Annotated in this window: 19 protein-coding genes; 7 read left to right on the top strand and 12 right to left on the bottom strand. The window is 70.6% G+C overall.

Annotated elements, in window-relative coordinates; genetic code table 11:
* Window positions 1–93 precede the first annotated feature (93 nt).
* Window positions 94–1,320, top strand: coding sequence for a threonine--tRNA ligase (thrS, locus tag ACWC09_RS03660; protein WP_450848110.1), 1,227 nt, complete (start codon window positions 94–96; stop codon window positions 1,318–1,320).
* A gap of 89 nt (window positions 1,321–1,409) precedes the next feature.
* Complete coding sequence (locus tag ACWC09_RS03665) at window positions 1,410–2,381, top strand: nucleoside hydrolase (protein ID WP_450848112.1); 972 nt, start codon at window positions 1,410–1,412, stop codon at window positions 2,379–2,381.
* A gap of 78 nt (window positions 2,382–2,459) precedes the next feature.
* On the opposite strand, the gene ACWC09_RS03670 is transcribed toward ACWC09_RS03665, so the two are convergent.
* Together ACWC09_RS03670 and ACWC09_RS03675 are read right to left on the bottom strand one after the other, a co-directional pair.
* The gene (locus ACWC09_RS03670; RefSeq protein WP_450848114.1) at window positions 2,460–3,386 is read right to left on the bottom strand and encodes an LAETG motif-containing sortase-dependent surface protein; all 927 of its coding nucleotides are present in this window, start codon (window positions 3,384–3,386) and stop codon (window positions 2,460–2,462) included.
* Window positions 3,387–3,651: 265 nt separating this feature from the next.
* Window positions 3,652–4,395 carry a DUF4142 domain-containing protein gene (locus ACWC09_RS03675; protein WP_450848115.1) on the bottom strand — a complete coding sequence of 248 codons (744 nt, stop codon included), beginning with the start codon at window positions 4,393–4,395 and terminating at the stop codon, window positions 3,652–3,654.
* Window positions 4,396–4,669: 274 nt separating this feature from the next.
* Here ACWC09_RS03675 and ACWC09_RS03680 point away from each other — a divergent pair, with 274 nt between their 5' ends.
* On the top strand, window positions 4,670–5,356 hold the full coding sequence (locus tag ACWC09_RS03680) for a DUF6445 family protein (protein ID WP_450848117.1): 687 nt from the start codon (window positions 4,670–4,672) through the stop codon (window positions 5,354–5,356).
* A 20-nt stretch (window positions 5,357–5,376) separates the two neighbouring features.
* On the opposite strand, the gene ACWC09_RS03685 is transcribed toward ACWC09_RS03680, so the two are convergent.
* Window positions 5,377–5,745, bottom strand: a complete 369-nt coding sequence (locus tag ACWC09_RS03685) for a DUF6479 family protein (protein WP_450848119.1) — start codon at window positions 5,743–5,745, stop codon at window positions 5,377–5,379.
* Window positions 5,746–5,790: 45 nt separating this feature from the next.
* On the opposite strand from ACWC09_RS03685, the gene ACWC09_RS03690 reads away from it, so the two are divergent.
* A complete protein-coding gene (locus ACWC09_RS03690) occupies window positions 5,791–6,351 on the top strand; it encodes a GrpB family protein (RefSeq protein WP_450848121.1) in 561 nt (186 codons plus the stop codon).
* Here ACWC09_RS03690 and pstB read toward each other — a convergent pair.
* The 7 genes from pstB to pstC all read right to left on the bottom strand — a co-directional run bounded on the left by pstB (window position 6,327) and on the right by pstC (window position 17,312).
* Window positions 6,327–7,091, bottom strand: a complete 765-nt coding sequence (gene pstB / locus ACWC09_RS03695; RefSeq protein WP_450848295.1) for a phosphate ABC transporter ATP-binding protein PstB — start codon at window positions 7,089–7,091, stop codon at window positions 6,327–6,329. The two genes, ACWC09_RS03690 and pstB, sit on opposite strands and share 25 nt — an antisense overlap.
* 132 nt (window positions 7,092–7,223) lie before the next feature.
* The gene (locus ACWC09_RS03700; protein ID WP_450848123.1) at window positions 7,224–8,114 is read right to left on the bottom strand and encodes a sortase; all 891 of its coding nucleotides are present in this window, start codon (window positions 8,112–8,114) and stop codon (window positions 7,224–7,226) included.
* Between the two features lie 132 nt (window positions 8,115–8,246).
* Window positions 8,247–10,229: an Ig-like domain repeat protein gene (locus ACWC09_RS03705; RefSeq protein ID WP_450848124.1), complete on the bottom strand. Its 1,983-nt coding sequence runs from the start codon at window positions 10,227–10,229 to the stop codon at window positions 8,247–8,249.
* Between the two features lie 448 nt (window positions 10,230–10,677).
* Window positions 10,678–13,290 carry a hypothetical protein gene (locus tag ACWC09_RS03710; protein ID WP_450848126.1) on the bottom strand — a complete coding sequence of 871 codons (2,613 nt, stop codon included), beginning with the start codon at window positions 13,288–13,290 and terminating at the stop codon, window positions 10,678–10,680.
* Entirely contained in the window at window positions 13,287–14,939 is a 1,653-nt protein-coding gene (locus ACWC09_RS03715; protein ID WP_450848127.1) for a phosphate ABC transporter substrate-binding protein PstS, read from the bottom strand. Before ACWC09_RS03715 ends, ACWC09_RS03710 begins: the two co-directional genes overlap by 4 nt.
* Window positions 14,940–14,953: 14 nt before the next feature.
* Window positions 14,954–16,294, bottom strand: a complete 1,341-nt coding sequence (pstA, locus tag ACWC09_RS03720) for a phosphate ABC transporter permease PstA (protein WP_450848129.1) — start codon at window positions 16,292–16,294, stop codon at window positions 14,954–14,956.
* Between the two features lies 1 nt (window position 16,295).
* The gene (gene pstC / locus ACWC09_RS03725) at window positions 16,296–17,312 is read right to left on the bottom strand and encodes a phosphate ABC transporter permease subunit PstC (RefSeq protein WP_450848131.1); all 1,017 of its coding nucleotides are present in this window, start codon (window positions 17,310–17,312) and stop codon (window positions 16,296–16,298) included.
* Between the two features lie 244 nt (window positions 17,313–17,556).
* Between pstC and ACWC09_RS03730 the strand changes: the two genes are divergently transcribed.
* The 3 genes from ACWC09_RS03730 (at window position 17,557) to ACWC09_RS03740 (ending at window position 21,158) form a co-directional block, all read left to right on the top strand.
* Window positions 17,557–17,961, top strand: coding sequence for a luciferase domain-containing protein (locus tag ACWC09_RS03730; protein ID WP_450848133.1), 405 nt, complete (start codon window positions 17,557–17,559; stop codon window positions 17,959–17,961).
* 187 nt (window positions 17,962–18,148) lie between these two features.
* Entirely contained in the window at window positions 18,149–20,128 is a 1,980-nt protein-coding gene (locus ACWC09_RS03735; protein ID WP_450848134.1) for a YncE family protein, read from the top strand.
* Window positions 20,129–20,423: 295 nt separating this feature from the next.
* Window positions 20,424–21,158 carry a DUF4328 domain-containing protein gene (locus ACWC09_RS03740; RefSeq protein WP_450848136.1) on the top strand — a complete coding sequence of 245 codons (735 nt, stop codon included), beginning with the start codon at window positions 20,424–20,426 and terminating at the stop codon, window positions 21,156–21,158.
* 4 nt (window positions 21,159–21,162) lie between these two features.
* Here the strand turns inward: ACWC09_RS03740 and ACWC09_RS03745 are convergent, their stop codons facing one another.
* Window positions 21,163–21,996 (bottom strand): SCO2400 family protein, encoded by an 834-nt coding sequence (locus ACWC09_RS03745; protein WP_450848137.1) that lies wholly within the window; start codon window positions 21,994–21,996, stop codon window positions 21,163–21,165.
* A gap of 143 nt (window positions 21,997–22,139) precedes the next feature.
* Complete coding sequence (locus tag ACWC09_RS03750; protein ID WP_450848139.1) at window positions 22,140–22,508, bottom strand: hypothetical protein; 369 nt, start codon at window positions 22,506–22,508, stop codon at window positions 22,140–22,142.
* Between the last annotated feature and the right edge of the window lie 62 nt (window positions 22,509–22,570).

Consider the following 22,570-nt stretch of genomic DNA (forward strand, 5'->3'; position numbering starts at 1 on the left):
GCTGAAGCATGGACTGGACGTCCGAAGCCCCGGGGCGAGTGCCCCGGGGCTTCGTCGTGGCCGCTCGCCCCTTCCACCGTGAGGAGAACGACCATGTACGACCACCGCCGTCTCGGCCGTGAGCTGGACCTGTTCGACACCGATCCGCTGATGGGCGCGGGGCTGCCGTACTGGCTGCCCGACGGGGCGATCGTGCGGCACGCGCTGGAGGAGTACGTCCGCGAGGCCGAGCGCGCCGCCGGCTACCGGCATGTGTACTCGCCCGTCCTCGGCAAGCGCGAGCTGTACGAGATCTCCGGTCACTGGTCCCACTACAACGAGGACATGTTCCCGCCGATGAAGCTGGGCAGCGAGGAGGTGGTGCTGCGGCCGAGTCTCTGTCCCCATCACGCGCTCATCTACCGCTCCCGGTCGCACAGCTACCGCGAACTTCCCCTGCGGATCGCCGAGTTGGGAGGCATGTACCGCTCCGAGCTGTCGGGTGTGCTCGGTGGGCTCACCCGCGTACGGTCCATCCAGCTCAACGACGCCCATATCTTCTGCACCCTGGAGCAGGCGGTGGAGGAGGCCCGGGGTGCGTTGGACCTCATCGGACGGGCCTACGACGACCTCGGCATCCGTGCGGCCAGGTACCGTCTGTCGCTCCCCGGCGAGGGCGGCAAGTACGTGGCCGATCCGGCCCTCTGGGAGCGGGCCACCGCCCTGCTCCGTGAGGTGCTGGACGGCGTCGGTGTGGAGTACGAGGCCGTCGAGGGCGAGGCCGCCTTCTACGGGCCCAAGATCGACGTACAGGTCGTCGACTCCGCCGGGCGCGAGGCCACCCTCTCCACCGTCCAGATCGACTTCCACCAGCCCGAACGCTTCGACCTCCACTACATCGGCGCCGACGGCGCGAAACACCGGCCGGTCATGGTGCACCGCAGCATCATCGGCAGCGTGGAGCGGGCCGTCGCCCAGCTCGTCGAGGAACACGGCGGCGCCTTCCCGGTGTGGCTCGCCCCCGTGCAGCTGGTGGTGCTGCCGGTGGCGGAGGAACAGCGGCCGCGGGCGGAGGAGTTGGTGCGGAGGGCGGAGCGGGACGGCGTGCGGGTGGAACTCGCCGGCCCCGAGCACGGCAGCCTCGGCGCCCGGATCAGGGCCGCACGACTGGTCCCGTACCAGGCGGTGATCGGGGAACGGGAGGCAGAGGCCGGCGACCTGGTGGCGCTACGGCTCCGGGACGGCCGTCGGCCGGGTGCGGTGTCCGGCGCCGAGCTGCTGCGCGGGATCGGCGAGCGGATCGAGGCGCGCGGCGGCGAGCTGTGGGAGGCGGCCTCGTGAGGGCACCCGGGGCACCTCGACGTCGTAAGGTCGCTGCCGTACGGGAGGAATGACGACAGGGCCCCGGCCCCGGTGGAGAGGAGACCGTCGTGACGTCCGGTCAGACCATTCCGGTGATCATCGACTGTGACACCGGTGTCGACGACGCCCTGGCCCTGTTGTTCGCCGTACGGCACCCGGGGCTCGATCTGCGCGCGGTCACCTGTGTCGCCGGGAACACGGACGTGGACGGGGTCGTCCGCAACACCCTCACCGTGCTGGAGCAGGCCGGCGCCCCGGACATCCCCGTCGCCCGGGGCGCCGAGCGGCCGTTGATCGAGCCCGCGCGGTCGGCACGGCATGTGCACGGCTCCGACGGCATGGGCGACCTCGGGCTGCCCGCGCCGACCCGTGAACCGGTGGATGTGGACGCGGTGACCCTGTTGCGCCGGGAGATCCTCGCGTCCCCGCGGCCCGTGACCCTGATTCCCACCGCGCCGCTCACCAACATCGCCCTGCTGCTCCGTACGCACCCCGAAGTCACCCGCAACATCGAGCGGATCGTCTTCATGGGCGGAGCGGTGGCCACCGGGAACGCCACGCCGGTCGCCGAGTTCAATGTGTGGCACGACCCGGAGGCCGCAGCGGTGCTGCTGACCGCGGGGGTGCCGATCACGATGTACGGCCTGGACGTTTTCACGCAGGTCGTCGTCCCCGGTGCCGACGTGCACCGGTTGCGGGCGAGCGCGGAACCGGGTGCCCGGCTCGCCGGCGAGCTCCTCGCCCACCGGCCGGCCCATCCGGGCGAGGCCCCCGAGGCCGAGGAGGCGGGCGGTCTCGGCGACGCGGGCGCGGTGTGCACGGTCGTCGATCCGGCGGGGATCACCACCCGCCCGCTGCCGGTCGAGGTCTCCCTCGCCCCGGGCCCGACCCGCGGCCAGACCATCGTCGACCGGCGGCCCCGGCCCGGCGAGTCCGAGATCCACGGGACCGCGCGTGAACAGCCGCTGGTGGACGTGGCGTTGGAGGTGGACGTGCAGCGGTTCGTGAAGCTGTACCTGGAGACCGTGGAAGGCGTCTGACGTCGGCCGGACCGGTGTTCACACATGACGAACGCCCCGGAGCGGGGGTCCCCGGGGCGTTCGTCGTTCGGGAGTGGATCAGGAGCGGGTCGTACGGCGCCGACGGTTCGCGACGAGGATCGCCGCACCGCCCGCCAGCAGGACCGCGGCGCCGCCGGCGATGAGGCCGGAGTCGCTGCCGCCGCCGGTCTCCGCGAGGCCGCCGCCGCTGCTGGGCGTGGCGGCGGGGACGGAGGTGGACGCGGAGGCGACCGGGGTGTCGGTGGACGTCGGCTCGGAGGCGCTCGGCGTCGGGGTCGAGCTCTCCTCGGCCGGGGTCGAGGGGGTCGAGGACGCCGGCGGGGTGGAGGCGGGCGGGGTGGTCGGGGGCTGCGACTCGGTGGTCGTGCAGTCCTTGCTGCCGCCGTTCCAGGAGGCGATCAGCTTGTCCTTGATGACCGCGTGGTCCGGGCCGGCCGGCAGGTCGCCGTGCTCGAAGCCGTCCTTGGCGTCCAGCTTGCCGTCGAACTTGGTGGCGCCCCGGTACAGGTCGATCTGCGCGAAGCAGCCGGCGTTCGGCACCGCGATGTCGAGGGAGTCGGTCTGGCCGGGCTTCACCGTGACGGTGTCGAAGTCGACGAAGACCTGCTGGCCGGAGGTGGCGAAGGTCGCGCCGTGGGCCAGGTAGGAGGCGAGCGAGGCGGTGCAGGTGGCGGCGTCACCAGCGGTGCGGACCTTGATGTGGACCTTGCCGTCCTCGGTGGGCTTCAGGTTCTGGTCGTCGACCTTGACCGAGTCGTAGAAGTTCGTGCCGTCGAGGGAGAACTGGCAGCGGTCGGTCTCCGTCTTGGTGCCGGCGCCCGTGCCGGGCTTGTAGCTCCCGCCGGACTTCCAGCCGTCGCCGCCGGGGGCACCACCGTGCGCCCAGGCGCCGGAGGCGGCGGCGACGGTGGCGGCGCAGAGGGCGAGCGACGCGGCGCCCGTCCCCAGCACGCGGCGGGCGGTGACACGTCTCGCTATGGACATGCGGGATCCCCACTTCGGCATGTGCGGCACCCGGTACGGCGGCGCGGGCAGCATGTGGGCACAGGAATGCGCGGGCATGCGGCGGCCGGCCGTACCGGGGTGGATGGTCTGGGTAACACCGGGCTCATTGGTCACATGTGCCTCAGTGCGCTCACATGGTCCATCCCGTGATCGAACCCTGTCAACCTGCGGTGACGCAGGGATAGTTCAACGGTCCATCACAATTTCGACACAACCGGGAGTGAGTGCTTCCGGCACCCGTCGCTCACCCCACAGTCGGGCTGCTCGGGCTCGGGCCGGCGCCCGCACCGGACGACGACTCGCCCGGCAGGACCGGCGGTTGGGTGGTGCTGTCCGCCGGAGGCGTGAGCACGATCTCGGGCTGGCCGGCGGCCGGGGGTGGCGGGGTGAGGTCCTTGGCGGGCAGCTTCGGCGGGGTCGTCTCCTGGAAGAGGACCTGGTCGAAGTTGACCAGCCCGGTGTTCTCCATGACCGTGATGTGGTCCAGCACGGTCGCGTTGGCCTGGTCGGCCAGCGCCCGCACGACCGTGTTCTTGGTCGTCGAGCGGATCTTCGCGATCGTGTTGAAGATCGAACCGTGCGTCACCCGCAGGATGTTGGCGAAGTCGGTGTCGAACTGCTTGCCGCTGTCCGCCTTGAGCGTGTTGACGAAGCCCTGCTGCTGGGGGCTGGGCAGGTTGGGGATGGTGATGTTGAGCATCGTCGCGATTTTGCGGCAGCTGGTGTCCAGCGCCGCGTGACCGTCGATCAGGTGCTTGCTCGCGGTCTTGACCGCGGCACTCTGCCCCTTCTGCAGCCCCAACTGCCCGACCGGGTACTCCCACAGACCGGCAGCCCGCACCTTGACCACGAAGTCCCGGTCCCCTTCTGTCAGCGGTCCCCACTGGGTCTGCGCGATGACTTTCGTCGCCGAACTGGACACGGTGTTGACCCCGAGCATCGAGGGGTAGGCGAGTGCGGCGAGAGTCAGGCTCAGGGCACCGCCCACAAAGAGAGTTCCCGTCGCATTCCGCGAAAAACGCACCGTGCCTCCTGCCCGGTCGAGGGTCCCGCCCTTGGTCGTTCGGCGGGGGGTCGGACGGAGAGGAGTACGGACGCGAACAGGCCCCGGAACCTTTTGATTTGGTAAAGAACGGCGGGTGTGAGCCGCGCCATGCGGAGTTGTCGCGCCATTCCAGCTGATGGTGGGCATGACAATGGTTGACGGAATGTTGACCAGTTGGCGGGAGAGTCGAGGTGAATCCTCGACCTAGATTCGGGCCATGACCCCACAGCCACCGCCCAGGGTCCCCACGGCCCTGCCCGTCCTGCCGTACCGCAAGCCCACCAAGGGCCGCGACTACTGGGTGTTCGACGACGTCCTGCCCGACGTGGGCGCCGTACGCGCACGCTGTCTGGCGAAGGACGACTGGGTCAAGGGGTATCCGTACACGTCGGAGACCTGGCCCGGGCTGCGCACCATGCCGGGGCTGGAGCCCGGTGAACTCGCCCGCGTGGAACGCCTGGTGAAGCAGGCGACCGGGGCGAAGGAGCTGTGGGTGCAGAAGGCGCCCGGCGGCGGGACGCTGAACCACAACTGCGTCCAGGTCGTCGGCGAGGGCGAGAGCGAGCCGCGGCCGCACACCGACTCACGCGCGCTGTGCCGCTACGCGGCCGTGCTGTACCTCAACCCGGATGTGCCGAAGGACTGCGGCACCGCCTTCTACCGCCAGTCCCTGCCCGGCGGCCGGCTCGGCGGCAACATCGTCCAGGCCCCGCACAACAACCTGGTGGAGGCGCTCGGTACCCGGTTCGTGCCCGGGAACCACTTCGAGGAGGACGTACGCGTCCCGCACAAGTACAACCGCCTGCTCCTCTACAACGCCAACCTGGTGCACAGCGCCACCGGTTACTCCGGTAAGACGCTGGAGGAGAAGCGGATGACGGCGGTCTTCTTCTGGATGGCCTGAGAGGTCACCCCGGGCGTGCGCTACCTGAGGCCCAGGCCGCCGCTGCCGAAGGAGCCGCTGGAGCCGGGCATCCAGCGCCGGCGTCGCTGATCCTTTCCTGTCCTGCTCCCGGAGGTGTGGAGCTCGTAGGGCGTCAGCCGCTCCCCGTCGGCCGAGTGCGGAACCTCGTCCGGTTCGCGCCGCTCGCGCATCTCGCGCACGGCACCGCCTTCGGGAAGGTGGGGCTGCTCGTCCGGGAGCGGCCGCGGAAGCTCGCGGTCCCGGACCTTCATGCCGAACTGCACGGCCCAGACCAGCGCGCCGGCGATGAACATTCCACCGACGAAGGCGCCGATCACGCTGAGTATCTGGCTCGACGTGGCCGCTAGTACAAACGTCGCCGTACTCATGTGCCGATTATCACCCCAAACGGAGCGCAGTGGGAGGTCGGGCGGATGGCGGATGTGCGCGTCGTGGACCACGACCCCGACTGGGCCCGTCAGGCGGCCGTGGCGGCGGCCGGCCTCCGTGCCGCCGCCCCCGGACTCTTCCTCGCACTGGAGCACATCGGCTCCACCGCCGTCCCCGGCCTCGCCGCCAAGCCCGTCATCGACCTCATCGGCGGCGTCCGCACCCTGGCCGAGGTCGACCCCCACGAGCCGGCGCTCGCCGCCCTCGGTTTCCGCCCGCACGACAACGGCATGACCGACCGGCTCCTCTACGTCCGCTTCGACGCCGGCGTCCGCAGCCACATCCTGCACGTGGTGTCGTACGACAGCTGGCCCACCCGCAATCAGCGGATCCTCCGCGACTACCTGTGCGCCCACCCCGATCAGGCCGCCCGGTACGGGGAGCTGAAGCGGGCGCTCGTCGCGGCGGGCACGTCGGCCCGCGACTACGCGCGCGCCAAGACCGCCCTCGTACAGGAGCTGACCGACCGGGCACGCGCCGAACGCGGACTGCCCTCCGTGCCCGTGTGGGAGAAGGGCGGTCAGCCGAAGCGGCCCGCGACGTAGTCCGCCGTGCGGGAGTCCTGCGGGGTGCCGAAGATGTCGTCCGTGGGGCCCGCCTCGACGATGCCGCCCGGCGTGCCCTGCTCGGCGAGGAAGAACGCGCACTGCTGGGAGACGCGGGCCGCCTGCTGCATGTTGTGGGTGACGATGACGACCGTGACCTGACCGGCCAGTTCCTGGATGGTCTCCTCGACCCGGCGGGTGGAGGTGGGGTCCAGGGCCGAGCACGGTTCGTCCATCAGGAGGACGCGGGGGCGGACCGCCAACGCCCTCGCGATGCACAGGCGTTGCTGCTGGCCGCCGGAGAGCGCGCCGCCGGGCTTGCGGAGCCGGTCGCGGACCTCCTTCCAGAGGCCGGCGCGGGTCAGGGACTCCTCCACCAGCTCGTCCCTCTCGCGGCGGCTCGCGCGGGTGCCGGTGAGGCGCAGGCCCGCCACCACGTTGTCGTAGATCGACATCGCGGGGAACGGGTTCGGCTTCTGGAAGACCATGCCGATCCTGCGGCGGGCGTCGGTCAGGCGCCAGGAGGGGTCGTAGACGTCCTCGCCCTCGAAGAGCACCTCGCCCGCGAACTGCGCCGCCGGGATCAGCTCGTGCATGCGGTTGAGCGTGCGCAGGAACGTGGACTTGCCGCAGCCGGACGGGCCGATGAGCGCGGTCACCCGGCCCGCGGGCATGGTCAGCGACACCCGGCTCAGCACCTGGTGGCTGCCGAACCAGGCGGAGACGGCGCGCGCCTCCAGGGTGGCGGGGGCGGTGGGGCCGGGGGCGGTTGATTCCTCGGCGGGTTCCACGGGCGGCAGGACGACCGTGTCGGTCAGGGAGTCGGTCACGTCGGTCACGTCGGACACCTCACGGGAAGCGGTCACAGCGGGTCACAGCAGATTGGGCAGAAGCTCGGTGGTGCGCGTCGCGACCTGGAGGCCGAGCACCGCGACCAACGGCGCGAAGACGATCCATGTCTGGTGGCGGCCCCAGCGGTGCCAGGCCCCTACGGCGGCGACGGCGGCCAGCAGCAGCGCCTGCAGCCACATCACCAGCGGCCACGGCACCCCGGAGGGGCGGGCCAGCGGCTCCTCGGAGGCCGGGAGCGTGCCGGAGCGGATGACCGCCTGCGGGGTCTGGAAGGGCGTGGAGACCAGGTCGGCGTCGACCCGCAGGACGCCGGACGGCACGAAGCTCGGTCCGGTGGCGGTGACGAGGACCAGTCGGCCCCTGCCGGTGGCCACGGCGGCGGGCGCCGGGTCGCCGGCCCGTCGTACGTCGAGGATCCGGTACGTCGCCCTGCCCTGGCCGGTGGTCACGGTGAAGCGGTCGCCCTCGGCGAGCGAGCCGAGCTTTCCGAAGGGACCGCCGTAGGCCGCGGCCCGGCCCATCAGAACGCTGGTGCCTGCCTGGCCGGGCATCGGGGTGTCCCGGCGGTGACCGGGGCCGTCGGTCAGGACGGACGAGTCGGTGCCCTCCAGGACGACCTGGCTCATCCCCAGCCTGGGGATGGCGATCAGCGCGACCGGTGTGCCCGGCGCGAGCAGTGCGCCCTGCTGGTCGGTCTGCGCCACCGGGGCGGTGCCCAGGGCGAGTTGGCCGCGCAGTTCGTCGAACGCGGCGTGCTGCGCGGAGTGTTCCTGGGCGCCGCTGACCAGCAGCAGCTGCGCGGTGATGCCGAGCAGCAGGGCGGCCAGGCTCAGCAGGCTGCCGCGCGCGAGGTGACGGATGGCGGTGACGCTCCGGACGCGCGTGAGCGTGAGGGGTATGGCGACCGTCACGGTGGTCCGCCTCCTTCGCGGTGGTGGGGTGAGTTGTGGTTCGTGGTGGTGGGGGGTGGGGTGCGTCATGGTGAGGGTGGGGGCCGAACGGCCGGGGAGGCACTCCCTCAGTGGCCTCCCCGGCCGCCGGGATCAGGTGGACTTGATCGAGAAGTTGGCGCCGGTCTTGGCGCTGACCGTCGACGAGCCCGTGTACGTGGCGTGCAGGGTGTGCTTGCCCTTGCTCAGCTTCGGCAGAGTGATGGTCACCTTGCCGCCGCTCAGGGTGCCGGTGGCGAGGACCTTGGAGCCCTCGTAGATCTTCACCGTGCCGCCCGGGGTGGTGCCGGTCGTGGTGACCTTCACGGTGACCTTGGCGTGGGCGGTGTGGCTGATCGTGGCGGGCGCGGTGGAGCTGATGGACGGGGTCGCCTTGGTGACCTTCAGGGTGGCCGTCGCCGAGGACGCGTACAGCTTCGCGGCGCCCGGGTAGGAGACGGTCAGCGTGTGCGTGGCGACCTTGAGGTGGTTCGACAGGGCCACGGTGACCTTGCCGGAGCTGTCCAGGGTGCCGGTGCCGAGGACCGTGGAGCCCTCCTTGACGGTGACCTTGCCGGTGGGGGTGACACCGTGGCTGCCGGTGACGGTCACGGAGACCTTCGGGGCCTTGCCGTAGGGGGTGGTGGGGGCGGAGGCGGTGGTGGTGCTGCCGTACTTGACCGCGCCGGTCCAACTCGCGTCCGTACCGAGGCCGTTGACGTTCGCGGCGGTCACGGTCGCGGTGTATGTACCCAGGGCCAGGTTCGTGAAGCTGTACGAGGTGGTGGTGGCCGGGACGTCCTTGGTGGCGACGACTCCGCCGTCCGGGCCGGTCAGCGTGACGCGGTAGTCGGTGACCGCGTTGGCCGGGGCGGGGGTGGGCGCGGTCCAGGCCAGCTTGACGCTCTTGTCGCCCGGGGTGGCCTTGAGGCCGGCCGCGCCCGGCGTGTGCAGGTCGGCGCCCGAGTTCTCCAGGCCGCCCTGCTTGGCGTGCCGGGCCAGGTTGACGGAGCCGTTGTAGGACTCGTTCACGAAGCCGAAGTCGGCGATGACCTTCTCGGCGTCGTCCGAGGCCAGGACGGCCGTGTGGCTGCCGCTGGTGACGAAGACGTCGTAGAGGTCCTTGTCGAAGAAGACGCCGGTCGGGTCGATCGCCCGGGTCGGGACGACGTTGTAGACGTCGCGGCCGAAGGTGGAGTTCTCGTAGTAGGCGTTCACCGGGGCGAGTTCGCCGTTGACCGTGGTCACCGGGCTGGTGGCGCCGGTGTCGCCGGGGAGCTGGACGCTCGCCAGGTGGGCGCCGGCCGCGACCGCGGTCTTGCTGTAGTCGGGGGCCACGCCGTTGTTCTGGGCGATCCAGCTGCCCACGGAGAACGGGACGAGGGTGCCGTCCTCGGTGAGCGCGGCGTTCGCCTGGTTCTCCTGGACGGTCGGCAGGCTGGTGTCGACCGTGTTCTCGGCCAGGCCGATCGCCGCGAGGAAGAACTTGCGGGTGCCGGAGCCGCTCTGCGGGAGGACCGGGTGCAGGGTCTGGCCGTTGAGCTTGTGGTCGCTGCCGGCCTGGTACACGTCGTGCAACTGGGCGACGGTCAGGGTGTCGAGGCCGGAGCCGCGGACCGCGACGCCGACCGCGTCCCGGGCGAACGGGATGTAGGTGAGGGCGCTGCCGGAGACGCTGGGGCCGCCGGAGGAGCGGGCGAAATCGACCTGGCCCTTGATGGCGACGCCCTCGCCGTTCGGGAACTTGTCGCCGGTGAGGGAGGCGCTGAGAGCCTGGCGGCCGGGGCCGGAGCCGTTGGGGCGGGTGAAGGCGGCGCCGTCTGCGCGGGTCTGGATGGTGGTGGAGCCGATCGCGTCGTAGGAGGCGAGGCGGGCGCCGGTCGCCGACTTCACGGCGGTGGTGGCGTAGCTCGTGCCGTTGACGGTGTCGCCGGCGAGGGCGTTGAGGACGTCCTGGGTGGTGTCGGAGCCCACCCCGACGAGCTGGCGGAAGGTTCCGGCGGGGGTGGGGTCGGCGTATGCCGGGCTCGACAGAGCGAGGCCGCCGGCGACCACGGCGGCGGCGACCAGCGTTGCCGTGTAGCGCGTAGCGCGCATGGAGAGTCTCCGTGACTGTGCGAAGGAGTGGAGTGGATCTGGGAGGGTGGTGCGGGCCGTCCGCCCCGACTGCCTTTCGGGGCGGGCGGCTGTCTGTGGGTGGGAGGGTGGGTGGGTGGTTGCGCCCCTGATGCCTGCGGCGCCTGTGCGGGGTGGGTGGGGGCTGGCGTAGCGCCTGCGGTGTGTTGTGGGTCGGGGCCGGGGCGGGGGGTGTCCGTCCTCGGTCGGGCGGTGCTGTGTCCTTATGGGGTGCGCGGTGATGGACGCCCGCCGCTGCGGGCGGACACCCCCCGCGCCGGCCCCTTTCCGCCGTACGCGGCTGCGGCCGCCCACCGTCGTCCGGGCTTCTCGCCGCGGGCGGCTTGCGGCCCCATCACAACGCCGCCTGCGTGTATGCCCGTAAGGGGCGCGGGGAACTGCGCGACCAGCGTGTTTGGTGACACGGCGCTCACCTCCGGCCCGGCGGCAGCAGCTTGCGCAGTCGCGGCGGGAGGGGGAGTCGCGGTACGAGCGTCACCGTGCGGCCGCCCGGCAAGGGCACTCGGAGCGGGAGTCGGAATCGGCTTCCGCCCGCGAAGGGCGCGCCCACGCCGGCCGCGGCGCCGAGGGCTGCGCCGAGTGGGACGGCGTAGTGGAGGGGGTTCGTGGGGTCGGCCGGGGTGGTGCCTGAGGCTGTGGTCTGGAGGGCCTTGCCGCCGTCGTACGAGGGTGCGGTGGTGGGTGTGGTGGCGGTGCTCGGGGTGTCGGTCGGCGTGGTGGCGTCGTCGGCCGTCGTGCCGTCTGAGGTGTCGCCGGCCGTGCTGCCCGTGCCGGAGTTGGTGGAGCTGCTCCCGGAGTCGCCGGAACCGGTGCCGGACGAGCCGCCCTTGTAGTGGAGCAGTGCGTCGGCCGCGTGGGTGGTGCGTGCGCGGAGTTGGGTGGAGAGCGGGGCGTATCCGGCGGGGAGGCGGCCCGGGTCGGCGCCGTTGATCTGGCCGGTGCCGGCCGCGTAGTGGAGCAGGGCCGCGTAGTCCTTGCGGGCCGCCGCGTCGAGCCCCGCGGGGCGGACGGCGGCGTAGACCAGTTGGGCCAGGGGGTAGGCGGTCTTGGCCGTTGCCTTGGACGGGGTGATCTCGGGGGCCCCGGTGCCGGACGCGCTTGCCGCGGCGGCGGTCAGGGAGGTGTTGGTGGGGGCGATGTATCTGCCGGCTGTGTTGAGGAGGCGGGCTGTGTGCAGGCCGTAGCGGACCGCGGAGGCCGCGTCGGTGATGGTGATCATGAAGCGGGAACCGACTGTCTGGGGGCCCGGGTTCTTGTAGGCGGGCGGGCTGGACAGCGGGTCCCAGGTCGCCTTCCACAGGCTGTCGGCACGCAGGGTGTGCAGGGCGCCGGCGTGCATGTCCGGCACGTACGGGTGGAAGTCGATCATGCATTGCTTGTCGGTGGCGCCTGTGCCCGGTGGGATCGTGCACCAGGGGTCGCTCTTCGGGTAGGTGTCTGTGCTGGATGGGTCGAAGGCGAAGCCTGTGGGGTTGAGGTCCTTGTTGGTGCTGAAGTACGGGTTGACCCGCGTGCCCCAGTCGTCGGAGACCCCCGCCAGGAAGTTGCGGGCCTCCTTGTCGGCGACTATCCACTGCCAGACGGCTCGGGCCGAGTCGCTGTGACCGAGTGAGGTGAGCAGGTCGGTGTCGGTGGCCGGTGTCTCGGCCACCGAGAGTTCGGCGAACTCGGGGTTGAGCGCGATGAATTCGGGGTCACTGGCGAGGCCGGCCGGGTTGTTCTTCGCCCAGCCGTAGCCCTTGGCGACCGTGGAGCCGGTGACCGCTCCCCAGGGGGAGTTGCGGTAGGACTCGGTGAGAAGTTTGGCCACCAGCCGGGGGTTGAGGTTGATGGACGTGACCCTGCTTCCGGCGAGTCTTCGCGTGGCTTCGGAGGCGTCGGCCCTGGGTCTGCGTTCGATGTTGAAGCCGATGACGGTGCCCGAGAGGGCAGTTGGTGCGTAGAGGGTCTTGTCGGTTGGCGCTGTCGTGCCTGCGTCAGCGCCCAACGGCCTTGTGGTGAAAGCCAGGCCTGAGGCGCCGTCGTTGCTGAGGCGGGCTCGGGTGTCGGGCTCGCCGAGTTCGGTGTAGCCGTAGACCTTGCCGGTCGGGCACAGGGCGGTCTGCCAGCTGGTCATCGCGTCGGCCGCCAACTCGCTGCCGGTGGTGGCGCGTTCCTCGGAGCCCAGAGCGCAGTTGGTGCCGACCGGGTTGAAGTGGAGGGGGACCGCTATGCGGTTCTTCCAGTTGGTGGAGGAGACCGGGGAGCCCGCGTTGACCTGGCTGTGGTCGGCGTACGGCTTGCCGTCCAGGTCCAGGTGGCCCTGGGGGACGATCACCAGCCAGCAGGAGCGGGGCTTGGTGGTGTGGTCGGTCCTGACCGGGAGACCGCAGCCCAGGTGCGGGGCCTCGTTGGCCGTCTGCACCTCGAAGTTCTCCGTGCCGTTGCCGTCGGCGCCGGTGCGGGCGAAGTCGACCTCGTTGGTGGTGTTGCGGTTGAAGTACGGGTTGTTCTGGGTGTTGGAGGTGATCGTGGCGCCGCTGACCGGCTTGAAGGGGACCTCGCCCGGTGCGTTGGGGTTGGTGGCCCCGTAGCGGTTGTCCTGGCCGTAGTTGGTGGGATCCGCGTTGTAGAAGACCCTGCGGGTGTCGTCGTAGTCGTTGCCCGGCCAACTGCCCCGGTCGGTGGTCGGGGAGGCCCCGTACTGGCACTGGGTGCGCGGCGGGCCGGGGTTGGCCGGGACCGTGCCGTCGTCGTCGCCCCAGCACTGCATGATCTGCACGAAGTCGGTGTCGAACAGGGTGCCCGCGAAGGTGGTCGCCTGGCCTCCGGTCCAGGAGACGGTGATCGCCTGGCTGGTGAGGTGGGTCGTCTGGCTGACCGTGAATTTCGTGTTCTTGAATTCGCCGCGTCCGGACACGGTGACGGTGGAGCCGGTGTCGGCCGTCGCGGGTGGGGCGGACTGGGCGACCGCGAAGCCGGCCAGTGCGCCGACGGTGGCCCCGGCGACCATCCGCAGCAGCAGTCTTCGTACGCGGGTCATCGTGAACTCCCCTCCGAGGAACGGTTGTTGTGGGCGCCGATCAGCCGGGAGAGGAGGGAAGGGAGGAGGATGAGGCCCAGGACCAGGAACGCGGCCAGCACCATCAGCGTCTGGGTGGTCGTCCAGCCGCTCTGGCCGGCCACCGCGACCGGCTGGGCGAGGGCCACGGTGCCGCCCGCGGTCGTACCACCGGCTGTGGTGCCGTCGGCGGCGATGGTCTGGCCGGTGTCGGGGTCGATGGACGGCTGGGCGCTGCCGGCTCCGGTGCCCGCTGCCGTCCCCGCGCCTCCGGTACCGCCGTTTGCCGAGCCGCCGGAGGAGCCGCCCGTCGTACCGCCCGTGCCGCTGCCGCCCGTACCGCCGCTTCCGCTGCCCGACTTGGCGCCGCCGCTGCCCGATGTGCAGGGCGCGGCGCCCTGCTTGTCGCAGGCCGCGGGGTAAGGGGCCGTCTCCGCCAGCTTGTTGCGGCCGCCGGTGGTGAAGGTCGGGTTGTTGCAGCCCTTGATGTTGATGTTCTGCGTCTGCACGCCCGGGATCCGGCGGATCTGGTCGAAGCCTGCCCGTACGAGGTTGATGGGCAGGGGGGAGTAACCGAGGTCGGGTGCTTGTTGCTGGCCCTGGCACATGAAGTAGTAGGAGAACGCGCCCAGCGTCTTGCCCTTGGCCTTGGTGAAGGTGCCCTGCACCTTCAGCGGCAGGATCATGTACGAGTAGCTGGAGAGCGGGTAGTTGCGGCGGTCGCTGTCCGTGTAGACACCGTCGAGCTGCTGGGTGAGGTAGTCCGGCGAGTTCTTGTTGGTGTTGATCTTCGCCTTGAGGAGGGAGACCGCCACGTTCTGCGGGGTCGGCTCGGTGTAGTAGCCGGCGTGGTTGAGGACCTTGGCGACCGGATAGTGCGCGTTGAGGGCGTAGGAGTAGTTGACGTAACCGATCGCGCCCTCGCCGTAGTTCTGGGCGACGTAGCCCGCGACGCCGAGGTCGCCGGACTGGGCGATCATGCCGGAGACGGTCGGGTAGTACGACGTCTGGCCGCAGGCGCCGGAACGGCCGACCTTGTTGCAGTACGCCTGCCACAGCGCCTTGTGCTGGTTGGCCATCCACATCGTGAACTGGGCGGTGGAGCCGGAGCCGTCGGAGCGGACTACGGGGACGACCGGGCGGTGCGGGAGCTGGAGGCCGGGGTTGTCGGCCTTGATCGCCGGGTCGTCCCAGGTCTTGATGGCGCCGGTGAAGATCTTGGTGACGTTGTCGCCGGAGAGGCGGAGGTTGGTGACCCGCTTGCCGTTGACGGTCAGGTGGTACATGAAGACGGTGCCGCCGGCCACGATCGGCATATAGGCGTAGGAGCCGGCGCCGGGGCGTTCGGCCGCGCTGCCGTCGGTGGGGTGGGTCTGGAACGGGATGTCGGAGACCGCGAAGTCCACGGTGCCGGAGAGGAACTGGCGGCGGCCGTCGGAGGAGCCGGTGCCGGCGTAGCTGATGCGCATGCCGTACTGGTTGACCGCGCGGCGCCATTCGTCGACGGCGTTCTCGGCCCAGGTGGAGCCTGCGCCGGCGATGGGGGTGTAGGAGTCGGCCTGTGCGGGGGTGGCTGAGGTGAGTATGGCTATGAGTGCGGCCAGGATGCCCAGCCGGCGTAGGGCGTTCATGGCGAGGCTGGACATCAGTGAGGGTCGCTTTCGGTCTCGTGGTCGGGAGCGGGTGTGTGGGGGCTTGTCGCGCCCCGCGGCGGAGCCGCTGCTCGATGCGGCCTGGCACCCCCTGGGGCGTCGGGCTGCTCGGCGTCTTCGGAGGAACCGGTCTCGAACAGCTCCAGCCCCGGCGCGTGGAGTTCTGCGAAGCGCTCCGCGTCCCGCATCGACGCCCGTGCTGCCTTGCGCGCCTGGCGCTTGTTCTGGTGGCCCGGGCCCCTGCCGCCGATCACTCGTGCGATGGCGAACAGGATCAGTACGAGCGCCATGAGGACCGTCGCCGCTCCGAAGCCGCGGGCGATCATCGTCGGCTCGGGGGACTTGACGAAGTTGAAGACGGCGAGGGGGAGGGAGATCATCGGGCCGCTGGTCGGGTCGGCGTTGAGGGCTGCCGTGAAGCCTGCCGTGAGCAGGACCGGGGACGTCTCGCCGATGCCTCGGGCCGTGCCGAGGATGACGGCCGTGGCCAGGCCCGAGCGTGCTGTCGGGAGGACCACGTGCCAGACGGTCCGCCAGCGCGGGGCGCCCAGTGCTTCGGCCGCCTCGGTCAATGTGCCGGGGACGAGGCGGAGTACGACGTCCGCCGCCCGGATCACGATCGGCAGCATCATCACGCTGATCGCGAAGCCGGCCGCGAGGCCCGACTTCTGCATGCCGAGGCCGAGGATCCAGACCGCGTACACCATCAGACCGGCGACGATCGAGGGCAGCGCGGTCATCGCCTCGACGATCGTGCGGACGAAGCGGGAGAAGCGGCCGGGGATCTGGTTGAGGTAGACCGCGCAGGCCAGGCCCAGGGGGACCGTGATCGCGAGGGCGATCGTGATCATGATGAGCGAGCCGAGCATCGCGTGGGCGACACCGCCGTTGGTGAGCGGGTCGAGCGGGCCCGCCGCCTGCATGTCCTGGGTGAAGAAGTTGCCGTGCGGGAGCGCCTCCCGGCCCCGCCAGGCCGTGAAGCCGACGACCAGGACGAGGGCGGAGAACAGCAGTCCGGCCGCCGTCCACAGCACGACCGTCATCACCCGGTCCCGTACGGCCTGACCGTCCTCCTCCAGGCCGGTCAGCACGGCGTAGACGGTGAGGAAGGCGGTGTAGGCGGTGACGGTGAAGCCCAACGCGCCGGAGAACGGGGCGAGTTCGCCGAAGAGCAGTACCGCCACGCAGAGGCCGGAGACCGCGGCGCCGCACAGGGACAGCACGCCGGAGCGGCTGAGTCCGCCGATCCGGCGCGGTCGGTCGGGGAGTTCGGCGGGAGCGCCGGCGGTGGCGGCAGTCTCGGCCACCGGCGTGATCTCTTCTACGACGGTCATCTCAGGCCTCGCTCTGCGCGCCGGACCGGGAACGGGCCACGATGGAGGAGGCGGTGAAGTTGACCGCCAGGGTGAGCAGGAACAGCGCCAGGCCCGCGGCCATCAGCGCCGACATGCCGAAGGTGGAGGCATCGCCGTAGTGCAGGGCGATGAGTGAGGAGACCGAGTTCGAGCCGGTCTGCAGGATGTGCGGCTGGATGGTGAAGACGGGAGAGATGATCAGATAGACGGCGATCGTCTCGCCGAGGGCCCGGCCGAGACCGAGCATCGTGCCGCCGATGATGCCGCCCTTGCCGTACGGCAGGACGACCGCGCGGATCATCCCCCAGCGGGTCGCGCCGAGCGCGTAGGCGCCCTCGCGTTCGCCGGCCGGTGCCTGGGCGAAGACCTCGCGCATCACCGAGCACTGGATCGGCGCGACCATCAGGGCGACGACGATCCCGGCGACGAAGGTGGAGGCGGTGTAGACGCTGTCCGAGGCGAGCGGTTGGCCGGGCTGGGCGCCGTCCACCGTGAACAGCGGGATCCAGCCGAGCCAGTCGGACAGCCAGCGCGAGAGCCCGATGACGTGCTGCTGGAGGAAGAACAGCCCCCACAGGCCGTAGACCACCGAGGGCACGGCCGCCATCAGGTCGACCATCGTGACCAGGGTGTGGCGCAGCCGGCGCGGGGCGACGTCGGAGATGAACAGGGCGGTGCCGACCGCCAGTGGTACTGAGATCGTCACCGCTACGGCGGCGATGAGGAGAGTACCGGTGAGGACCGCGGCGATGCCGAAGTTGTGGACGTCCGGCTGCCAGACGGCGGTGGTGAGGAACCTCCACCCCCGGGCGTCCAGCGCCTGACCGGCTCTCAGCAGCAGGAACAGGCCGACCGCCGCCATGATGCCGAGGACGACGACCCCGGTGGCCGTCAGCTGGTACCGGAAGATCCGGTCGCCGAGTCCGCGGGCCGCGTAGGGCCTTCGGAACTCGGGTCTGTCAGGTTCCGGTTCGCCGGAAGCCTCCACTGCGGACACCACTGCGGGCCCCCCAAGGAAACGGTTCTCCCCAAGTCGCCCCGTGATCGGGGCGAGCGGGGAGAGTCAATGGCCGGATCCTGTCGTTCCGAGGCGCGTGATATGGATGATGCGTGAACGATCCATGTCACTTCAGTGGGGCTGCTGTGGAGAACTGCCGTTCGGTATGCCGCGCCGAGTCTCTTGAGGGTTACGGATGTCTCAATCCCTGGTGTCCCCGCGGTGAGCACCGCACCATGGGCACATGACACCGGCGCAGAAGGCCATGGAGCGGCTCGCGGCGTGGCCCGACCTCACCCCGTGCGAGGCCGGCTGCGGCACGGGGCGGGCCTTGCGTTCCGTCGGGGACGAGATCGTGCACTTCCACTCCGAGCGGGACGTGGACCTGCACCTCACCGCCCGCGCGATCCAGCGGCTGCACTACGACTTCGCCGAGTCGACCGCGATCCGTCTGGTCCCGGGCTCCCGCTGGGTCACCGTCCACCTCGATTGCGACGCCGACGTCGATCTGCTGCTCGGCCTGGTCAGCGTCGCCCTCAAGGCCCATGCGCACCAGGGCGGCACGCCGGCCGCCGACATGCTGCCGGCGGCCGTGTGCAACTTCCACCGGGTGACCGTGCTGCCGCGGGACGACGCCGACGGCGAGTGAGCCACCGGCTCGCCCCTCCTTGCCGGATGTGAAACCCCTTTCACAACTGTCACAGACATGACATAGGCTGCCCGGGCAGCCGCGCCCCGCGCGTCACCGCCGTACGGCGGTCACGTCCGGGCGTTGCGCGGCGCACTCGTGTACCACCCGGCCATCCGCCGGGTTTCTTCGTGGGGGTATCAGTACTGTGCGCAGGCGCAGCATCTCGACCGCGACGGCGCTCGCGGTCCTCTTCGGTTCGGCGGCGCTCGCCGTCGGCACGGCGGGCACGGCCTCGGCCGACTCCGCCAAGGTCCTGCCGGTGAAGTCCGTCGGCGACATGGTCGTGGACGGCGTCCACAAGCGGGTCTACGTCTCCGACCCGAACAGCGGCAAGATCGTCGTCGCCGACTACTCGGGCACTGTCCGGGCGACGCTTCCCAACGAGCCCGGGGTGACCGGCCTGGCGCTGTCGGCGGACTCGAGCACGGTGTACGCGGCCGTCAAGAACGACCAGCGGATCGTCGCGATCGACACGCAGACGGCCACGCCGACGACGAGCTACACGCTGGGCACGACCGCGCCGAGCGACCTGGAGATCGTGGACGGCCGGATCTGGTTCTCCACCGCCACCGACTTCGGCTCGCTGGACATCTCCGGCGCCGAGCCCGTCGTCCATCTCGCCCAGCGCGGGGACGTCGACTTCTCCGGCTCCTACGGGACCTTCCTCGCCTCCGACCCGGCCGTACCGGGTGTCCTCGTGGCCGGCAACGGCGGCGACCTCGCGGTGTACGACGTCACGGCCGACGGGGCCACGCTGCGGACCAAGGGCAGCATGGACACCAGCACGAGCCAGCTCGACCTCACGCCCGACGGCAAGCACGTCCTCACCTCGTGGGGCGACCCGGGCACCGGCTACGGGATCGGCGAGTACTCGGCCACCGACCTGAGCAAGGAGACGGGTTACCCGATCGACGCGTACCCGAACGCCGTGCGGGTCGCGCCGGACGGGGCCGTGGCGGGCGGCAGCGACTCCTGGTACGACCCGGACGTCCACATCTACAAGCCCGGCGACCAGAAGCCGGTGCGCGAGTACGACTTCCCCAACACCGGTACCAGCAGCGGCTCCGACACCCTCGTGGCCGGTGCGCTGGCCTGGGCGCCGGACGACAGCCGTGTGTTCGCCGTGTCCGAGAACAACCTCGGCGTCTTCACCCTGCGCGCCCTGACCGACCCCACCAAGGAACTGCCCACCGTCAAGGTGTCGGCGCCTGCGAAGGCGGACCGGGCGAAGAAGCTCACGGTCACGGGCAAGCTGACGTCCAGGACGGCCCTGCCGGCGGGTACCGCCCTCACCGTGACCCGCACGGACCTCGACTCGCCGAATGGCAAGACCCTGCCCGCGGTCAAGACCAAGGCGGACGGCAGCTTCTCCTTCACGGACACCCCGCCGGCCGGCGGCAAGGTCACGTACAAGGTGTCCTTCGCGGGCGACGCGACCCACGCGGCCGCCTCCGGCTCCGACGCGGTCGAGGTCTCCCGCAACGCGACGACCCTCACCCTGAACAACAACAAGAAGCTCTACTCGTACGGCGCCGACGTGAAGTTCACGGCGCACCTCGGCACGACGTACAAGAACCGCAAGGTCGAGATCTGGGCCAACCCCTTCGGCTCGGACAAGCCCAACAGGCTGATCAAGAGCGGCACGGTCAACTCCAGCGGCAACTTCTCCGCGACGGTCGACATGACCCGTGACACCGACGTCACGGCGGTCTTCAAGGGCGACTCCCGCTACAAGCCCAAGACGGTCAAGTCCACGGCCTACGCCAAGGTGAAGGTGTCCACGGCCGTCACCAAGCACTACAAGACGGCCAAGATCGGCACGCACACGTACTACTGGTTCCACAAGAACACGTCCCCGATCGTCACCACGACGATGACGTACTACCCCGGCCGCCAGCAGCGCCTCGAGCTGGAGGTCTACTACCAGGGCCAGTGGTACCCGACCGAGGGCAGCCCGCAGTACTTCACGCTCGGCACGAACGGCAAGTCGGCCGTCAGCCTGGGCGCAGCAGGCGAGTCCGGCATCAAGGCCCGGGTCCGGGCCGCCTACATCAACGGCTCGTCCGGCGACACGGTCAACTCGACGACGTACACGGGCTGGAAGTACATCTACTTCTCCAACTGACCTATGGGGAGAGATGGATGATGAACGCCGGGTGGGTGGCGAAGGCCCCTACTCGGCGTTCTTCCGTGTTCGGTGCCGGGTGCGATCAAGGATCCGTCCGTCCCGGATGCCCAGCGGCGACCGCTCGCCCTGCTCCTGGACGGGTTGCGGCCCGCGCCGGAGCCGCTGCCGGCGTCTGCTCTCAGTGCCGCCCAACTCGGCGACGTACTCACGGAGTTGGGTCCGCACCGCACGCCGGTGCGGGGCCGGGCTGCGAAGGGTGGGTGAAGGCCCCGTCCGGAGCTGGAGACCCGGCATGTCGATCTGGCGGTGGTGGACCGTCGTCGGCGAAGATGCCCCGGTGAACGATCACATAGCGACACCGTCCCCCACCGCGGCGGCCACTTCCGCCCCGGCCCTGCGCCCCGTCCGCGGCGCCGCTCGGATCGCCATCGCCACCCTGGGTCTCGCCGGTGCCGCCTGGGCCGCGCGGGCCGTCTGGGAGATCCGGCTGGCCGTGGCCGGTGAGCCGGCCTCCGGGCCGCCGGACCAGGGCGGCGGCGTGCACCGGCCGCTGACCTCGCTGGAGGACTCGTACCACTTGGTGAGCGCGGCGGGTGGGTTCGTGGGGGTCGCGTGCGTGTTCGCGTTCCTGGTCTGGCTGGACCGGGTGCGGGACAACGCGCGTGAGCTGTCCGGGAGCATGCCCCACTACTCCGGCCTCTGGCTCTACCTCGCCTGGGTGCTGCCCGTCGCCAACCTCTGGATCCCGCGCAGTATCGTCGCGCAGGTTCACCAGGACAGCGCGCCCGGCGAGCGGCTGCCGCGCTCTGTGAACATCTGGTGGGCCCTGTGGCTGATCGGCCTTCTCGGCGGCGTCGGCTACTGGTCCAGCGGCGACACGGACCAGGTCATCGACCTTGCCTACAACGACGTATGGATTCCCGTCGTCTCCGACGCGGCCGTCGTGGGAGCGGCGGTGGCCGGGATCTTCGTTGTCCGGGCCATCACCGCCGTACAACTGCGTCGTACGGAACCGCGGTTGACGTAACCGGTCAGCTCACGCAGACCAGGCCCAGCAGGCAGATCCCCGACGGGGACGTCGTCGCCGTGGAGGAGCTCGAGTCGGAGGTGCTCGAGGTCGAACCCGACGAGCTCGACGTCCCCGAGGAGTCCGAGGAGCCCGAACTCGCCGATGTGGAGGTCGAGTTCGACGTCGAGGTGTCGGTCGACGTCGACGAGGTCGACGTGGACGCCGAGGTGTCCGTGCCGGTGCTCGTGCCGGACGTCGTGGTGGTCTGGTGCGCGGACGTCGAGGCGGCCGTCGTCGGGGTCGACGCGGTGTAGGGCCGCGTGTGCGCCGAGTCCGTGTGGGTGGCGGAGGAACTCCGGTGCGAGGTACCGGCGTTCGCGGCGGAGTCGGACGTGGTGTCCGGCTTGCGGTGCTTGCCCGTGCCGGCCGACGGGACCACGCTGGTCTGCTGGTCGGCCGTCTCCGCGACGCCCATGCTCGTGACGTCCGCCGGCGTCGAGGACGCCTGGGTGTGCTGACCCGAACCGCCGCGGTTCATCGCCGAGACGGTCAGCCCGCCGCCGACGAGCGCGACGGCGGTCGCGACCACGGCCCGGCGCTGGTTCTTCTTCCACCGCGCCTTCTGCCGGCGCCGCGCGGCCCGCCCCTCGGACAGCGGTATCGCACCCTCGGGGTCGTCGAACGGCGCGTCGGCGCCCGGGGTCTCCTCCGGTTCCGGCCAGAACTCCGCCGCGGCGGGGGCCTGGGAGGTACGGCCGCCGGGAGCCATCGGCGCGATGTCCGGGGCGTAGGCACCGCAACCGGGGCACACCAGAGCGCCGTTGAGGTGCCGGCGGCACGAGGAGCAGTAGTCCATCCGCTGTAATCCTGACGGTTGTCTGACACGAGGGTCGAATGGCCAGCAACGGTAACGAGGGATTCGAAAGACTGTGTGGGCTCTGTGTGGTGCTCCTGCGTGGGTTCTTCGCACGCCGTGCGCACGGCGGTCGAACTCCCAGGTCAGCGTTGAAACTTCCAGGTGATGTGTGACCCTGTGGCTTTGATCACGGTCACCGGGATGTCCAGGGTTGTCCCGTCGTTCTTACGGCCGATGCAGGTCATGGTCGTACCCCTGACGGCCTTGAGCCCCGTCGGGCAGGACACCTGCACCTTCACCCCGACCCAGGGCAGCGGGTGATACTTGCCCTCCGTCCGCCCGGCCACGATCTTCGGCTTCAGCGCCTTGTGACCGTCCACGGTCGTGGTGTCGTACTGGTTGAGCTCGGTGGTCGACTCGGTGCCGGAGGCCAGCCGCGTGACGAGACCACCGAGCAGCAGCACGGCGGACGCGCCGGCGACGACGCCGACGAGGAACCTGCTGTCCGGCATGACGGGGAAGGTAGCAGTCGGGTGGGGCGCGCCGACTCGACCTTTCGGCCGATACGGGCACG

The organism is Streptomyces sp. NPDC001617 (assembly GCF_053596855.1).

What these genes read in the sequence shown, in the direction of transcription:
- thrS (WP_450848110.1), top strand. Translation starts at nt 94, where the DNA reads ATGTACGACCACCGCCGTCTCGGCCGTGAGCTGGACCTGTTCGACACC.
- ACWC09_RS03690 (WP_450848121.1), top strand. Translation starts at nt 5,791, where the DNA reads ATGGCGGATGTGCGCGTCGTGGACCACGACCCCGACTGGGCCCGTCAG.
- ACWC09_RS03680 (WP_450848117.1), top strand. Translation starts at nt 4,670, where the DNA reads ATGACCCCACAGCCACCGCCCAGGGTCCCCACGGCCCTGCCCGTCCTG.
- ACWC09_RS03745 (WP_450848137.1), bottom strand. Translation starts at nt 21,996, where the DNA reads ATGGACTACTGCTCCTCGTGCCGCCGGCACCTCAACGGCGCTCTGGTG.
- ACWC09_RS03750 (WP_450848139.1), bottom strand. Translation starts at nt 22,508, where the DNA reads ATGCCGGACAGCAGGTTCCTCGTCGGCGTCGTCGCCGGCGCGTCCGCC.
- ACWC09_RS03715 (WP_450848127.1), bottom strand. Translation starts at nt 14,939, where the DNA reads ATGAACGCCCTACGCCGGCTGGGCATCCTGGCCGCACTCATAGCCATA.
- ACWC09_RS03710 (WP_450848126.1), bottom strand. Translation starts at nt 13,290, where the DNA reads ATGACCCGCGTACGAAGACTGCTGCTGCGGATGGTCGCCGGGGCCACC.
- ACWC09_RS03730 (WP_450848133.1), top strand. Translation starts at nt 17,557, where the DNA reads ATGACACCGGCGCAGAAGGCCATGGAGCGGCTCGCGGCGTGGCCCGAC.
- ACWC09_RS03685 (WP_450848119.1), bottom strand. Translation starts at nt 5,745, where the DNA reads ATGAGTACGGCGACGTTTGTACTAGCGGCCACGTCGAGCCAGATACTC.
- ACWC09_RS03705 (WP_450848124.1), bottom strand. Translation starts at nt 10,229, where the DNA reads ATGCGCGCTACGCGCTACACGGCAACGCTGGTCGCCGCCGCCGTGGTC.
- ACWC09_RS03740 (WP_450848136.1), top strand. Translation starts at nt 20,424, where the DNA reads ATGTCGATCTGGCGGTGGTGGACCGTCGTCGGCGAAGATGCCCCGGTG.
- ACWC09_RS03670 (WP_450848114.1), bottom strand. Translation starts at nt 3,386, where the DNA reads ATGTCCATAGCGAGACGTGTCACCGCCCGCCGCGTGCTGGGGACGGGC.
- pstA (WP_450848129.1), bottom strand. Translation starts at nt 16,294, where the DNA reads ATGACCGTCGTAGAAGAGATCACGCCGGTGGCCGAGACTGCCGCCACC.